This window comes from Rhizobium sp. RSm-3 (genome assembly GCF_001854685.1).
GTDB classification, from domain to species: Bacteria; Pseudomonadota; Alphaproteobacteria; order Rhizobiales; family Rhizobiaceae; genus Rhizobium; species Rhizobium ecuadorense.
The window spans coordinates 266409-279390 of sequence record NZ_MAWZ01000024.1 but is presented as its reverse complement, the minus strand read 5'-3'; the positions used below and the strand labels follow the sequence as shown (position 1 = coordinate 279390).

Here is a 12982-nt window from a genome sequence, read left to right as displayed (position 1 = left end):
ATTCATGCGGCGCGCTTTAGTACTTTGTTTTTATGCATGTCATTATTCCGGAACCGCTGCACACTTCCGGGCGACATGCATTAGGATCTCTCTGGCGACAAGCAAGGAAAACCTCCCCCGAATGACCCAGGCCCTTCTGATCATCGACGTGCAGAATGCGATCCTCTCCGGAAAAGCCTCACCGGAGCGGCAGCCTCAGATTGATAGCGCACTCGACGAGACCGTCTCGCGGCTGGCCGCGCTTCAAGAAAAAGCCCGGCAGGCGGGCGCGCCGGTCGTGCTGGTCCAACATGACGGCGATAGCGGCCATCGACTGGCGGTCGGCACGGAAGGATGGGCGCTGCGGCGGGAGATTGCGCCGGGACCAGGCGAGGTCGTCGTGCGCAAGAAAAGCGCCGACTCCTTCTTCGAGACCGACCTCGCCGAACGCCTCGACGAACGCTCGGTCACCCACCTCGTCATCGGCGGCTGCATGTCGCAATTCTGCGTCGACACGACGGCCAGACGCGCCGTGTCGCTCGGATACGACGTGACGCTGATTGCCGACGGTCATACCACCGGCGACACAGCCACCCTCACCTTCTCCGAGATTGTCGCCCACCACAATGAAACGCTCGACGGTTTCGATGCAGGCAAGGCGACGGTGGATATCCGCCCTGCCGCCAACATCGCCTTCTCTTAAAACTCTGCATGCCCGACTTGAAATCAAACCGGAAGCGGGCGATCAATTCCCCAGCCTGACGATCAGCGCATCGACGATCTCTTGTACGTGCTTCGCAGCCGTATCGACAACGATCGGCCTCTGCCCCCAGTCCTCATAGACGTGCTCGACGATTTGCTGCCACGTCGGTTTGACAAGACCTTCGACGTCGGTTTTACGCGTCTCGGCCCGGCGGCGGTGCTCGATCTTGTCGGAGCAGATCACCTCGACCTCGATCGCGGTCACCGCAGACCGCGCCGCGACCGCCAGCCAGGCGTCGCGGGTTATCTCAAGCGGATTGACCGAGTCGGCGATCACCACGCTGCCGAGCGTGAGATTGTCCTCGGCAACCCCATAGGCGACGACATAACCTGCCGGACCGACCTCTCTTGAAGGGTCACCTGCGGCTCTGATCGCCTGCTCGATCGTGTCGACCCTCACATGTACGGCTCCCAGCCGTTTCGCGAGCGCGCGGGCCAGAGTCGTTTTTCCGCACCCCGGCAAACCGCCAAAGATAATCAGCATGGTTTCTCCTACTGTTGTTCAAGGAATGCGCGGCAGGCCAGGGAGATACAGCAATCGTAGCAACGAGACGCCCGAACGTTCAAGACGGGCAAGCGACCACAGCTCGCGTCCAACCGCACCGTTGCATGAAAAACCGGGACCGCAGCGCGATCCCGGCTCCCATTCTCACCGATCGGCCGCTATGCCCCAATTATAGATGCAACGGTCGAGGCCGATGGCGATTTCGAGCACGAGGACGTCATGGTCGATGGCCGGTCCCTTCTTCGGTTGCGACCGGTAGCGCTGCGGAAAATCAGTGCGCCGCGAGATCGAGCAGATCTCCATCCACTTGTCGCCATTGTCGACCTCGATATCCATCGTCACCTCGGAATAGGCGGGCAGCCGGTCGGAGGGCACGATCCGCGTCGGCAGATGGATGAGCGAGGCAATCATCCGGCGTACCGGTTCGAGGCAGGCGGCGTGATAGTCGTTGCCGCTGTCGGCCGTGAAGGCGCATTGGAATTCGAGCTGCCAGAACTCCTTCAGCCGCATGTGTTTGGTCGGCTGCTCCTGCTCGCGGCGATAGGACCGGCCGGCCTGCCAGACGCAAAGCGGCAGCCGCGTCTTCGAGTGATTGCCGAGAACATGCTGCATATAGGCATAGGTCGACGGCGTGGTCTCAGGCCTCAGCACCAGCGCAGTATCGCTGGCGGAGAGCTGTTCCTGGACCCAGATATCGGCGTTCGAATAGGCGTTGGAAACCAGCGCCCGCGGCATCAGCGCCGGCGCCTCGACCCTCCTGACATCCCAGGCCGGATTGACCGATCTGAGAAAGCTGCGGACCTCCTGCGAAAAGAAGCCGATCATATGATCGCGCAGATGGATCTCGCGCTCCTCCCAATGGACGAGCGAATTGACATGATAAAGATTGAGCACGGTGCCTGTCTCCCTGGCAGCCTTGATAGACGTGGTGAGGGGCTTTACGTCCAGCCGTGCGCTGGACGCCTGGAGCGCCCAACGTCACAGCAGGACGCGGAGACCTCGTCCGTCGAAAGCGCGCATAATCGCGACCTGCAGGCAGGTGCTGAAATGGCCGGAGAAAGGCGCGCGCTTCATGCTCATGATGAATTTTCTATGGGCCGCGCGCGCCATTGTCAAAACCCAAGACGGTGAGACAAAATGAATCAGCTGTGGATGGGGCTTTTTAATTGCTGCCTGTCCTTCATTTTGTCACAAACTTTCTCGATCCGCTTGCGTTTAGCCAACGGCTCCCCTCCGTTCAACGACAGAGACAGTAACATCGATGACCAAGACGACCTCCCGGCTCCTTGCCACCGCGCTCTCTTCCGCCGTGCTGGTGGGCGCATTCACCCAGGCTCAAGCCGGCCAGGCAAGCTTCGTCGTCGATGCGCAGTCCGGTCAGGTTCTCGAAGCCTCCAATCAGGACGATCTGAACTATCCGGCGTCGCTGACCAAGATGATGACGCTCTATCTCGCCTTCGAGGCCCTGCATGAGGGGCGTCTCAGCTGGGACCAGAAACTGACCATGTCGGAAAATGCCGAGAGCAAGGAGCCCTTCAAGCTCGCCGTCGGCGCCGGCCGCCAGGTAACGCTGCGCGAAGCGGTCGAAAGCATCGTCGTCCTGTCTGCCAACGACTCTGCCGTGGCGATCGCCGAACAGCTCGGCGGCTCCGAACAGACCTTCGCCAAGGCGATGACCGACAAGGCACGGCAACTCGGCATGTCGAATACGGTCTTCAAGAATCCTTCGGGTCTTCCCGATCCGGAGCAGGTCACCTCGGCGCGCGATATGGCGACCCTCGGCCTCTCGCTGATGCGGGACTTTCCCGAGGAGTTCAAGCTCTTCTCCATGCGCGGCTTCCAGTTTCGCGGCATGAAGCTGCGCGGTCACAACAATCTCATGTATCGCTATGACGGCGTCGACGGCATCAAGACCGGCTATACCGATGCATCCGGCTACAATGTCGTGACGTCGGCGCTGAAGGATGGCCGCCGCGTCGTCGGCGTCGTCATGGGCGAGAAGACTGCAAGCTTGCGCGATGACAAGATGGCAGGCCTGCTGGATAGCACGCTTCCGTCGTCCTCGACCGCCACGGCATCCACGACACCAGGCAAACAGCCGGGAGCGACGATGACGGATGCGCAGCCGACGAAGTAGGCTGTATCCTGTCTATCTGAAAGCCACTTCCAGGTGCTGCCGGTCCTGGGCGATCACCTTGCAATTCGTTTCGAATGCTTCTCCCTTGATGGCAAGAATGAACTCGGAAGGAATGCCGGCCGAATTCGAAACCGAAATGCCGGCGCTTTCCGAGCCGATGGATTTGACGGTGCAGTCGATGGTCGAGCGCCGATCGTTGAAGAGGATCGAACCTGCCTTCAGTACCCGTCGCCGCGCGCCGATCGCATGATCGGCGTGGATAGAACTCCATGACACGCAGCGGTTCCGGCCACCATGTTTGGCCTGATACATCGCGGCATCCGCCTGCGCTAGCAGGGTCTCGATGTCCTTGCTGACGATCGAGAGCGCCGAGCTTCCCAAGCTCGCCGTGACATGCAGGACGCCATGATCGCCGCGGATCGGCTGCGAGGCGATGGCGGCCCTGAGCTTTTCGGCGACGGCGATAGCCCCTTCCCGATCGACATGCGGCAGGACGACGGCGAATTCTTCGCCTCCGATACGCCCGAAAAGATCGCCGGCGCGAAGGGTCGCCTTACAGATCGATGCTACCGCCTTGAGAACCTCGTCCCCGGCGGCGTGCCCATGCCTGTCGTTCACCTGCTTGAAATGGTCGATATCGAAGACGATGCAGGACAGGTCATGCTGGTGCCGCAAAGAAATCGAAATCAGCTGATCCGCTTCCTGCTTGAAAGCGCGCCGCGTCATCGCCTCCGTCAGGCTGTCGGTGGCGGCCGACTGCACGAGTTCGAGACGGTCCATCGCCGCCCCCGCCAATTCCTCGAGAATGGCAAGGTCTCTGCTGCCGAACGATCTTGGCCGGCGATCGATCGCGCAGACCGTGCCGATCATGTGCCCGGCTTTCGTTCTCAACGGCACGCCGGCGTAAAAGCGGATATGGTCCTCGCCCGTCACTGCGGAATGTTTTGAAAAGCGCGCATCCTTGGTGGCATCCTGCACGATAACAGGTTCGTCGCAATCCACGACGCAGCGGCAGAACGTGTCCTCGAGCGACACCTCATCGGCTGCAAGGCCGGAACAGGCCTTGTACCACTGCCGGTGCCCATCGATCAGGGATACGATGCCGATATCAATGGAAAATATCTGCTTTATCAGGCGGACGATCCGCTCGAAGCCTTCGTCCCTCGGCGTGTCGAGGAGATCGAGTTGCTGCAGCGCAGCCAAACGGTCGTTTTCACGCTGGATCGCTTCCGACGACGATTTTCCGAATACGCGTGCGACCACCATGCAGCATGCCTCCTGACAGCGATAACATGATGCGTTCCACAAATTCGTGAAGAAATTGAATACGATGGCAGCCCCAGCCTCATGGGACCAAATATTTTTCAGAATCGGCAACTCTCGATGTCGACGCAGCCGCCGCCAAAGGCCATCTCAGATTGAGCGCAGCGTCCAGTTGACGATCTCGGAGGCCACCGTGGAGAAGGCGCGGTCGAGGCCCTTGACGAAGCCGGCATTGTCGCCACCGGCCGGCGCCATGGCGCGGAACACCTTCTGGGCGCGCACCGAGCCGTTGCGGTCGTTGAGAATCTTGGCGGAAATTTCGACCACCGCCTGGTTGCCGTTCGAAGCGTCGATCTCGAAGGAGCGGATATCGGTGACGACCTGATAATCGATCGCCAGTCCCTGCCCCGGCATGCCGACGCCACCGAGCTTGCCGGAGTTCTCGAAGGCTTCCACCAGCTTCGACTGCACCATGCGTGGCAGCTTGTCGCCCCATTGCGCCTTCGAGAGATACTGGATTTCCGAAGACGATACGCGGATGACGATCTGCTCGCTGCCGAGCGCACTCAGCGCCGTTGGTGATGCGATCAGGATCTGGCGGGATTTGGCCGCAGGTCCGTCGCCGTCGACTGCGGCGGACAGGTCATAGGTATCGTTCTTGGCCGCGGTGCCGCACCCGGAAAGGATCAGCGCCGTCAGCGGCAGCGCGATCACCGTTCCCCTGATCCAAGAACGGCGCGACAACAGATGCGATGCGACCATATTAGGCTACCCCTGACTTCCCAGTTAACGCCGCGTCCGGCCGTCATATTGCTTGACCGTGTCCCCGCCGAAGATCAGGCGTTGCGGATTGCGGTCGAAGTTGGTGATCGTATCGTTCAGATTATTCACGGTTCCACGCATGTCGTTGACGAGCGTCTGCACGTCGCGCAAGCCGCCGCTGGAGAATTTCTGCAGATTGTCGGCGATAGGCCCGATGCGCGCATTCAGGTTGTCGGCGACCTTCTTGAAGGATTCCAGCGTCTCGCGCGCTTGAGCGAACATCGATTGCGTATTGTCGGTTCCGAGCAACGCGTCGACTTTGATAAGGATGCCGTCGATGCGGGTCGAGGCCGAATTCAGCTTGTTGGCAAGCTGCGAGACGTCCTGAATCGTCTGGTCGATATCTTTCTGGCGCGACGAAACCGTGTTGGCGACATCGCGGATCGAGGCGACCGCGGCACGTGCATCCTTGGTTGCCTGCGCGATGTCGTCGACAGAGCCCTTCACCTTGGTGGGGTCGATCTGGGCGACGAGCGTGTCGACGCGGTCGAGCGTCGCCTGGGCCTGTTTGCCGAAATCGTTGAAGGTGGTGGCCGTCTGGTCGAACTTCTGGATCGCCCCCTTGAGGTCACCGGAGGCATCGGCGACATTGGCGGTGATCTTCTCGGCGTTGGAAACGATGTTGTCGATCTTCTGCGCGTCGACCGCCTTGACCAGCGACTCCACCGCTTGAAGCGTCGAATCGACACGGCCCGAAACCGCCTTGACCGTATTCGAAAGCTCACCGACGCTCTGCAGGAAGGCATCGATATTGCCGGAGTTCTTGGCAAGCGCATCCGAGAAGGTCTCGGCATTCTTGAACGTCTGGGTCAGGGGCGCGCGTGAATCTTCGATGAATCCCTGAAGTTCGCCGACCGCGTCGTTGGCGCGATCGAGGATCTTGTCGGCGGTGGCGAGAAGATTGGTGACGCTCGACTGGTCGGCGACGATGACGGCGCGTTTGCCGTTGTCGATCGCGTGCTGGAGGATGCTTTCCTCACCCTTGCGGCCGCCGGACAGTTCGATGTAGGCGGCTCCCGTCAGGCCTTGGATTTCAAGGGCGGCCTTGGTCGAGGGGTAGATCGGCGCATCGGTGCGCACCTGGGTGAAAGCCAGCGAATATTGCGGATCGTCGGCATCGATCGACAGCGTCTGCACCGAGCCGATCTGAATGCCGTTGAAACGTACCGGCGAGCCGACGCTGAGGCCGTTGGCCGAGCCCGGAATACGCACGATCAGCTCTGTCATCGGGCCGCCGCGGCCATATTCGGCCATCCAGTAGACGAAGCCGAAGGCCGCCGCGATCACCAGCACCGTGAAAAAACCGACAATCGTGTAATTGGCTTTGGTTTCCATTTATCCGGTCACTTCCCGCTGCTGCCGTGCCGCGCGCCATCATTCTGCGGCACGATCGAGCGCGCCCGCTTACCCTTGAAATAGGCCTGCACCCACGGATCGTCATAGGCCAGCATGTCGTCGATTGTGCCTTCCACCATTACCCGTTTCTTTCCGAGCACGGCAATACGGTCGCAGACCGAAAACAGGCTGTCGAGGTCATGCGTCACCATATACACGGTCAGTCCCAGACTATCACGCAGGTTGGCGATCAGGTCATCGAATTCGGCCGCGCCGATCGGGTCGAGACCAGAGGTCGGTTCGTCCAGGAAGACGAGTTCGGGATCGAGTGAGAGCGCCCGGGCAAGGGCTGCGCGCTTGATCATGCCGCCGGACAGTTCGGACGGGTATTTGTCGGCGGCATCGGCGGCAAGCCCGACCATGCGGATCTTCAGATGCGCCAATTCGTCCATCAGCGAGCGCGGCAGGTCGAGATATTCGCGCATCGGCACCTGGATGTTTTCCTTGACCGTCAGCGACGAAAACAGCGCTCCCTGCTGAAACAGCACGCCGAGCCGCATGTCGAGCGCGTTGCGCTGCGGCTCGTCGAGCTCGTCGAAATCCTGGCCGAGGATCTTGATCGTGCCGGAGCGGCGCGGCAGCAGCCGGAGCACGGTGCGCATCAACACCGATTTGCCGGTGCCCGATGCGCCGACGAAACCGAGGATCTCACCGCGATAGATATCGAGGTTGAGATTGTCGAGAACGACCTTGGAGCCGAAGCCGACGGTGACGTCGCGCGCCGAGAGCACGATGTCTCTCTCGTTCCTGTCTTCCGTATCGATCGGTTTCTCGTCCACGCGATTCGCCATGCTAGAAGTCGATCGCTGCATAAAACATCGCAAAAAGCCCGTCCATCAGGATGACGACGAAAATCGCCTTCACCACCGCGGCGGTCACATGCTGGCCGAGCGATTCCGCGCTGCCGCCCACCTTCAGCCCTTCGACGGCGGCGACGATGCCGATGACCAGCGCCATGAACGGCGCCTTGATCATGCCGGAGAGCACCGTCGACAGCGTTACCGCCTCATGCAGACGCGACAGGAAGTTGGCAAAGGTGATGCCGGAATAACCCCAGGCGACGGCTGCCGCACCGGCGAGCGAGGCGAAATTCGCCAGCACCGTCAAAAGCGGCAGCGCGATGGTCAGCGCCACCAGCCGCGGAAAGATCAGCACGCCGATCGGGTTCAGCCCCATCACCTTCAGCGCGTCGATCTCCTCGCGCATCTTCATCGAGCCGATTTCGGCGGTGATCGCGCTGCCCGAACGGCCGGCGATCATGATCGCGGTCAACAGCACGCCGATCTCGCGCAATTGCAGAATGCCGACGAGGTCGACGACGAAGACCTCGGCACCGAAGTAGCGCAGCTGGAAGGCGCCCTGCTGGGCAATGATCGCTCCGATCAGAAACGACATCAGAAGGATGATCGGAACGGCGCGAACGCCCATATGGTCGATCTGGTTGACGATCGAGGCCGGCGAAACGCCGCTGCCGCGGCCGAACTTCATCTGCGCGCCGCGCACGGCCGAGCCGAGGATATACATGGCGGCGGCAAAATTGTCCCAGACGTCGTAGGTCATCTTGCCCACAGGCGCGAGGATGCGCGCGGCAATCGAAACCTTTTCCTTCTGCTCCGGCTCCGGTTTGGCCGGCTCCTCGGAAAACATCGCCAGCATTTCGTCGATATGCGGATTGGTGCCTTGGAAGCGGACGGTCCGACCGGCCGCCTCCTCTTCCTTTTTCAGCCGGCACAGCAGCCAGATCCCGGCGGTATCGATATCGGTAATGTCGGAGAGATCGACCGTCAGGTCACCGGCCTTCTGATGCAGCAGCTTCTCGAAGTCGCGCAGCACGAAATGCACATAGGCGCTGCGCCAGTTGCCCTTAAGACGCACATGCTGCCCCGAACCATCGGATTGGTCGTCCACATCTAGTGAGGCAATGTTGCGATTCTCGGCGTTCAAGATACTTCTATCTTTCAGGGCTTACGGTGACATTGCCGACTCGGCGGATCCTTCGTCGCCCGGCGCGTCAATATACAGAAGCAACGTGCGATTTCCATGCTCACAGGACAGCAATAATGCCGCGCACCCTCGATATCCAGATGAATTCCTTTCCGATTGCCGGGACCTTCACCATCGCGCGCGGCGCAAAGACTGCGGCCGATGTGATTACCTGCACGCTTGCCGAAGACGGTGCGCTGGGGCTTGGCGAATGCGTGCCCTATCGCCGCTACGGTGAGACCATGGAGAGCGTTTTTGCCCAGATCGAGGCCGCGCGTCCGCTGATCGAGGCCGGACTTTCGCGCCGCGACCTCTTGTCGGCGATGCCGCCGGGGGCTGCCCGCAATGCCGTCGATTGTGCCCTCTGGGACCTCGAAGCGAAACGAACGGGTCAAAGCGTCGCGGCCCGCCTCGGCCTTGCCGATCCGAAGCCGCTCACCACCGCCTACACCATTTCGCTCGGTGAGCCGGAGGTGATGGCTGCAAAGGCGCGCGAACATGCCGGCCGCGCCCTGCTGAAAGTCAAAGTCGGAACCGGCGACGACGAAAGCCGTATCCGCGCCGTCCGCGCCGCCGCGCCCGATGCAACAATCATCCTCGACGCCAATGAGGGCTGGCCGGAGGCCGTGCTGGAGCGTCATCTCGACATCGCCGCGCAAGCGGGCGTGGCTCTCGTCGAGCAGCCGCTGCCGGCCGGCCGCGACGCTTTGCTTGCCGAAATCCGCCGCCCGCTTCTCGTCTGCGCCGACGAGAGCGTTCACCACACCGGCGATCTCGCAAGTCTTGCCGACCGTTATGACGCGATCAACATCAAGCTCGACAAGACGGGCGGCCTGACGGAGGCCTTGGCGATGAAGGCCGAGGCCGAACGGCTCGGCTTCAGCATCATGATCGGCTGCATGGTCGGCACCTCGCTTGCCATGGCGCCGGCCGTGCTGCTCGCCCAGAATGCCGATTTTGTCGATCTCGACGGCCCGCTGCTACTTGCCCGCGACCGCGAACCCGGCCTGCGCTATGCCGCTTCCCTGGTCTTTCCGCCCGAAAGCATGCTCTGGGGCTGAAGGTAATAGGCTGAGATGACGAGGCCGAGGCCGGAGAACGCGACCAGCGCCATGACGTAGTAGCTGACGACGCCGAGCCAGGCATAGAGATAACCCGACGCTAGCGTCATCAGCGCCATCGCCATGCCGACATAGAAGAAGTAGGCGCCCTGCGCCGAGGATTCCTGTGTCTCCTGCACCGTCGCCATGATCCGCCGCTGCACCCCTGTGTGCACAAAGGCATAGGTGAAGCCGTGGAAACATTGCAGCAGGAAAAACCCGGCAAAACCCGTATTCATCGGAAACAGTATCCAGCGGCAGACGCTGACGGCACAGCCGAAGCGGATCAGCGTCCAGGCGTTGAAGCGCCGGTTGAGACGCTTCGACAGGAAGAACACCGTCACCTCCGAAGCGACGCCGGCGCTCCAGAGCAGGCCGACCTCGGTGCCGGAAAAGCCGAGATGATGCCAGTAGATCGACGAGAACGCGTTGAGCACCGCATGGCTCGACTGCTGGATGGCGACCCCGATCAGCAGCAGCAGCAAATGCGGCTCGCGCAGCCCGCTGCCGGTGGCGGCCGGAATGTTGATCGGCTGGCCGCGCCGCCGTGTCGGCCCGATCCGCGGGCAGAAGATCGCCATGACGACCGTCATGGCAAAGCCGAACACCATGACATCAAGCACCAATCCGCCGCCCCACCGGTTGATCAGCTGGCCACCAACCAGCGTCGAGACAATGAAGGCAATCGAGCCCCAGACGCGCATCGATCCGTAATCGAGCCCCCAGCGGCGCACACCCGAAATGACAATCGATTCGACAACGGGCACATAGGGCGCGAAGGTGGCGCCCTGCAGCGCATAGACGATCGTCACCGGCCAGAAGCTCGTCGTCCAGAAAAGCGCGATCGCCGTCAGCAGCGACAGGCCGCCCGACCAGAGCAGCACGTCGGCGCGCTCCTTCAGACGGTCGGCGATCATGGCAACGACAGGCGCCACCAGCACGCGGACCACCATCGGTATGGCAAGGATAATGCCGATCTCGTGGTCGCTGAAGCTGTGGGTCGCGAGCCAGACGGGAAAGAACGGCAGGACGATGCCGTTGACGAGCAGCGGCGCGCAATAGGAAAGCGCGCTGAGCAACCGGAAGCGCGGCGGCGCTCCCTCACTCGGGGAATGTTGAGCGGGAATCATTGGTGGACCTGAAGGAAACTGGTCGTTGTCCTAACACACCACCCTGGAGGCGACCATTGCGAGAAATAGCCCTCCTGAAACGTTTTAGAAAATAAATACGCCCTGTCGCCTGACGGTAACGGCCAAATCAATGGGAGCGCGGCGCGGATCCGCCGACGCCGAAAATCAGGCCGCTTGCGGAGCCAATTCGCCTTCGTTGCGCATTTCGATGGCGGCAAGCGCCGGCACGCTGCTGGCGAGCGCCCGCCAGGTGATCAGTTCGAAGGTGCCGTCCTCATGCTCGGCGACCGCCGTGCAGCTTTCCACCCAATCGCCCGTATTGATGTAGCGGATGCCGTCCATCTCCTGGATGATGGCATGATGGATGTGTCCGCAGATCACGCCGTCTGCGCCGCTTTTGCGGGCTTCCTCTGCCACGACGCGCTCGAACTCGCCGATGAAGTTGACGGCATGTTTGACCTGCAGCTTTGCCCAGGCCGAGAACGACCAGTATGGCATGCCGAGGCGGCGGCGCACGGCCGCCAGCAGGATGTTGATGCGGATCGCCGTATCGTAGGCCCAGTCGCCGAGATAGGCGAGCAGACGGGCGTTGCGGACGACGACGTCGAATTCGTCGCCGTGCAGGATCAGATATTTCTTGCCGTCGGCGCCGTCATGCATCATGCGGTCGACGACCTCGATGCCGCCGAAATGCATGCCCGGGAAGTCGCGCAGGAATTCGTCGTGATTGCCGGGGATATAGACGACGCGTGTGCCTTTACGCGCTTTGCGCAGCAGCTTTTGGACCACGTCGTTGCAGACCTGCGGCCAGTACCAGCTGCGCTTCAGGCGCCAGCCGTCGACGATGTCACCGACCAGCACGATCGTATCGGCCTCGTGGTGGCGCAGGAAATCCAGGAGGAAATCAGCCTTCGCGGCCTTCGAGCCGAGATGGACATCGGAAATGAAGAGCGTGCGGAAATGTCTGGGTTCCATCATGTCTATCACGAGCTTTCGCTCATGCCCCATCTTTCATCTCACCTTCCAAAACCAGACTCGTGTTTCAGGAAGATGACAAACCGGGGAAAAGCCGGCGCGGTGGCGATGTTGCCCTGCACATCGAGCACGTTCATGATGACGGCGATTCCAGATCCGACAATGCGGGATGGCTGATGCGCCTCTTTCTCGTTCGCCACGGCGAATCTCTCGGCAACCTCAACGAACAGGCCTATCGCCAATTCGGCGATCACAACGTGCCGCTGACTGAGTGGGGCCACCGCCAGGCGGTCGAAGCCGGCAGCGCCATCGCCACCTATCTGAAGGCATTGCCGCGCGCCGATTTCGGCAAGCTGCAGATCTGGTATTCGCCATTCCTCAGGACACGGCAGAGCAAGGATGCGTTGCTCACAGCCCTGCCGGAAAGTGCCGTCGGCGACATCCGGGAGGATTACCTGCTGCGCGAGCAGGATTTCGGCCTCTTCACCGAAATCTACGACCATGCCGAACAGAAGCAGAAGTTTCCCGAAGAGTTCGAAAAATGGGCGAGGCTGCGCAGCAACAGCGGCAAGTTCTACGCCCGGCCGCCGGATGGCGAGAGCCGGGCGGATGTGGCTCAGCGGGTGCGCCTGTTCCTTCAGACCGTCATGCGCGACGCCGAAAACAGCAGCCACAACGTCGTCATCGTCGGTCATGGCGTCACCAACCGGGCGATCGAAATGAATTTCCTGCACCGCCCCGTCGAATGGTTCGAACGCTCAGACAATCCCGGCAATGCCGATATCACGCTGATCGAGGGGACGCGCTTGCAAGGATACCAGTCGATCCTGCTGCACCAGGCCGCCGACCGGCAGCCGGGACAGGAAGGTGAGTTGCGCGACGCCTATGGCGCCGACGTGACGATCGCGCCCAAGGCCAGCGAGTAGGTTTC

Annotated in this window: 14 protein-coding genes; 4 read left to right on the top strand and 10 right to left on the bottom strand. The window is 61.4% G+C overall.

Going from position 1 to position 12982, the window contains the following annotated elements:
• The first annotated feature begins 121 nt into the window (after nt 1–121).
• On the top strand, nt 122–682 hold the full coding sequence (locus BBJ66_RS20385) for a cysteine hydrolase family protein (protein ID WP_071089268.1): 561 nt from the start codon (nt 122–124) through the stop codon (nt 680–682).
• 42 nt (nt 683–724) lie between these two features.
• Here the strand turns inward: BBJ66_RS20385 and BBJ66_RS20380 are convergent, their stop codons facing one another.
• Nucleotides 725–1225 carry an AAA family ATPase gene (locus BBJ66_RS20380; RefSeq protein ID WP_071089265.1) on the bottom strand — a complete coding sequence of 167 codons (501 nt, stop codon included), beginning with the start codon at nt 1223–1225 and terminating at the stop codon, nt 725–727.
• A gap of 165 nt (nt 1226–1390) precedes the next feature.
• Entirely contained in the window at nt 1391–2140 is a 750-nt protein-coding gene (locus tag BBJ66_RS20375) for an aminoacyl--tRNA ligase-related protein (RefSeq protein ID WP_071089262.1), read from the bottom strand.
• 367 nt (nt 2141–2507) lie between these two features.
• Between BBJ66_RS20375 and BBJ66_RS20365 the strand changes: the two genes are divergently transcribed.
• Nucleotides 2508–3383: a D-alanyl-D-alanine carboxypeptidase family protein gene (locus tag BBJ66_RS20365; RefSeq protein ID WP_049732013.1), complete on the top strand. Its 876-nt coding sequence runs from the start codon at nt 2508–2510 to the stop codon at nt 3381–3383.
• Nucleotides 3384–3395: 12 nt separating this feature from the next.
• Here the strand turns inward: BBJ66_RS20365 and BBJ66_RS20360 are convergent, their stop codons facing one another.
• The 5 genes from BBJ66_RS20360 to BBJ66_RS20340 all read right to left on the bottom strand — a co-directional run bounded on the left by BBJ66_RS20360 (nt 3396) and on the right by BBJ66_RS20340 (nt 8825).
• Entirely contained in the window at nt 3396–4649 is a 1254-nt protein-coding gene (locus BBJ66_RS20360; protein WP_071089256.1) for a sensor domain-containing diguanylate cyclase, read from the bottom strand.
• Between the two features lie 147 nt (nt 4650–4796).
• Nucleotides 4797–5408, bottom strand: a complete 612-nt coding sequence (locus BBJ66_RS20355) for an ABC-type transport auxiliary lipoprotein family protein (RefSeq protein WP_049732011.1) — start codon at nt 5406–5408, stop codon at nt 4797–4799.
• 24 nt (nt 5409–5432) lie between these two features.
• Nucleotides 5433–6803, bottom strand: a complete 1371-nt coding sequence (locus tag BBJ66_RS20350) for an MlaD family protein (protein WP_049732010.1) — start codon at nt 6801–6803, stop codon at nt 5433–5435.
• Nucleotides 6804–6811: 8 nt separating this feature from the next.
• The gene (locus BBJ66_RS20345; protein WP_071089253.1) at nt 6812–7654 is read right to left on the bottom strand and encodes an ABC transporter ATP-binding protein; all 843 of its coding nucleotides are present in this window, start codon (nt 7652–7654) and stop codon (nt 6812–6814) included.
• 1 nt (nt 7655) lies between these two features.
• The gene (locus BBJ66_RS20340) at nt 7656–8825 is read right to left on the bottom strand and encodes an ABC transporter permease (protein ID WP_184345536.1); all 1170 of its coding nucleotides are present in this window, start codon (nt 8823–8825) and stop codon (nt 7656–7658) included.
• A gap of 98 nt (nt 8826–8923) precedes the next feature.
• On the opposite strand from BBJ66_RS20340, the gene dgcA reads away from it, so the two are divergent.
• On the top strand, nt 8924–9907 hold the full coding sequence (gene dgcA, locus BBJ66_RS20335; RefSeq protein WP_049732007.1) for an N-acetyl-D-Glu racemase DgcA: 984 nt from the start codon (nt 8924–8926) through the stop codon (nt 9905–9907).
• Here the strand turns inward: dgcA and BBJ66_RS20330 are convergent.
• The 3 genes from BBJ66_RS20330 to BBJ66_RS34775 all read right to left on the bottom strand — a co-directional run bounded on the left by BBJ66_RS20330 (nt 9859) and on the right by BBJ66_RS34775 (nt 12251).
• Nucleotides 9859–11076, bottom strand: a complete 1218-nt coding sequence (locus BBJ66_RS20330) for an MFS transporter (protein ID WP_071089249.1) — start codon at nt 11074–11076, stop codon at nt 9859–9861. The two genes, dgcA and BBJ66_RS20330, sit on opposite strands and share 49 nt — an antisense overlap.
• Before the next feature lie 165 nt (nt 11077–11241).
• A complete protein-coding gene (locus BBJ66_RS20325) occupies nt 11242–12084 on the bottom strand; it encodes a UDP-2,3-diacylglucosamine diphosphatase (RefSeq protein WP_049732005.1) in 843 nt (280 codons plus the stop codon).
• Between the two features lie 8 nt (nt 12085–12092).
• Nucleotides 12093–12251, bottom strand: coding sequence for a hypothetical protein (locus BBJ66_RS34775; RefSeq protein WP_160320268.1), 159 nt, complete (start codon nt 12249–12251; stop codon nt 12093–12095).
• Here BBJ66_RS34775 and BBJ66_RS20320 point away from each other — a divergent pair.
• Nucleotides 12228–12977 carry a histidine phosphatase family protein gene (locus BBJ66_RS20320; protein WP_071089638.1) on the top strand — a complete coding sequence of 250 codons (750 nt, stop codon included), beginning with the start codon at nt 12228–12230 and terminating at the stop codon, nt 12975–12977. The two genes, BBJ66_RS34775 and BBJ66_RS20320, sit on opposite strands and share 24 nt — an antisense overlap.
• Nucleotides 12978–12982: the final 5 nt, after the last annotated feature.

Excerpts from the sequence above, each read along its gene's own strand:
- BBJ66_RS20385 (WP_071089268.1), top strand. The coding sequence starts at position 122 with ATGACCCAGGCCCTTCTGATCATCGACGTGCAGAATGCGATCCTCTCC.
- BBJ66_RS20380 (WP_071089265.1), bottom strand. The coding sequence starts at position 1,225 with ATGCTGATTATCTTTGGCGGTTTGCCGGGGTGCGGAAAAACGACTCTG.
- BBJ66_RS20365 (WP_049732013.1), top strand. The coding sequence starts at position 2,508 with ATGACCAAGACGACCTCCCGGCTCCTTGCCACCGCGCTCTCTTCCGCC.
- BBJ66_RS20360 (WP_071089256.1), bottom strand. The coding sequence starts at position 4,649 with ATGGTGGTCGCACGCGTATTCGGAAAATCGTCGTCGGAAGCGATCCAG.
- BBJ66_RS20355 (WP_049732011.1), bottom strand. The coding sequence starts at position 5,408 with ATGGTCGCATCGCATCTGTTGTCGCGCCGTTCTTGGATCAGGGGAACG.
- BBJ66_RS20350 (WP_049732010.1), bottom strand. The coding sequence starts at position 6,803 with ATGGAAACCAAAGCCAATTACACGATTGTCGGTTTTTTCACGGTGCTG.
- BBJ66_RS20345 (WP_071089253.1), bottom strand. The coding sequence starts at position 7,654 with ATGGCGAATCGCGTGGACGAGAAACCGATCGATACGGAAGACAGGAAC.
- dgcA (WP_049732007.1), top strand. The coding sequence starts at position 8,924 with ATGCCGCGCACCCTCGATATCCAGATGAATTCCTTTCCGATTGCCGGG.
- BBJ66_RS20330 (WP_071089249.1), bottom strand. The coding sequence starts at position 11,076 with ATGATTCCCGCTCAACATTCCCCGAGTGAGGGAGCGCCGCCGCGCTTC.
- BBJ66_RS20325 (WP_049732005.1), bottom strand. The coding sequence starts at position 12,084 with ATGGGGCATGAGCGAAAGCTCGTGATAGACATGATGGAACCCAGACAT.
- BBJ66_RS20320 (WP_071089638.1), top strand. The coding sequence starts at position 12,228 with ATGCGCCTCTTTCTCGTTCGCCACGGCGAATCTCTCGGCAACCTCAAC.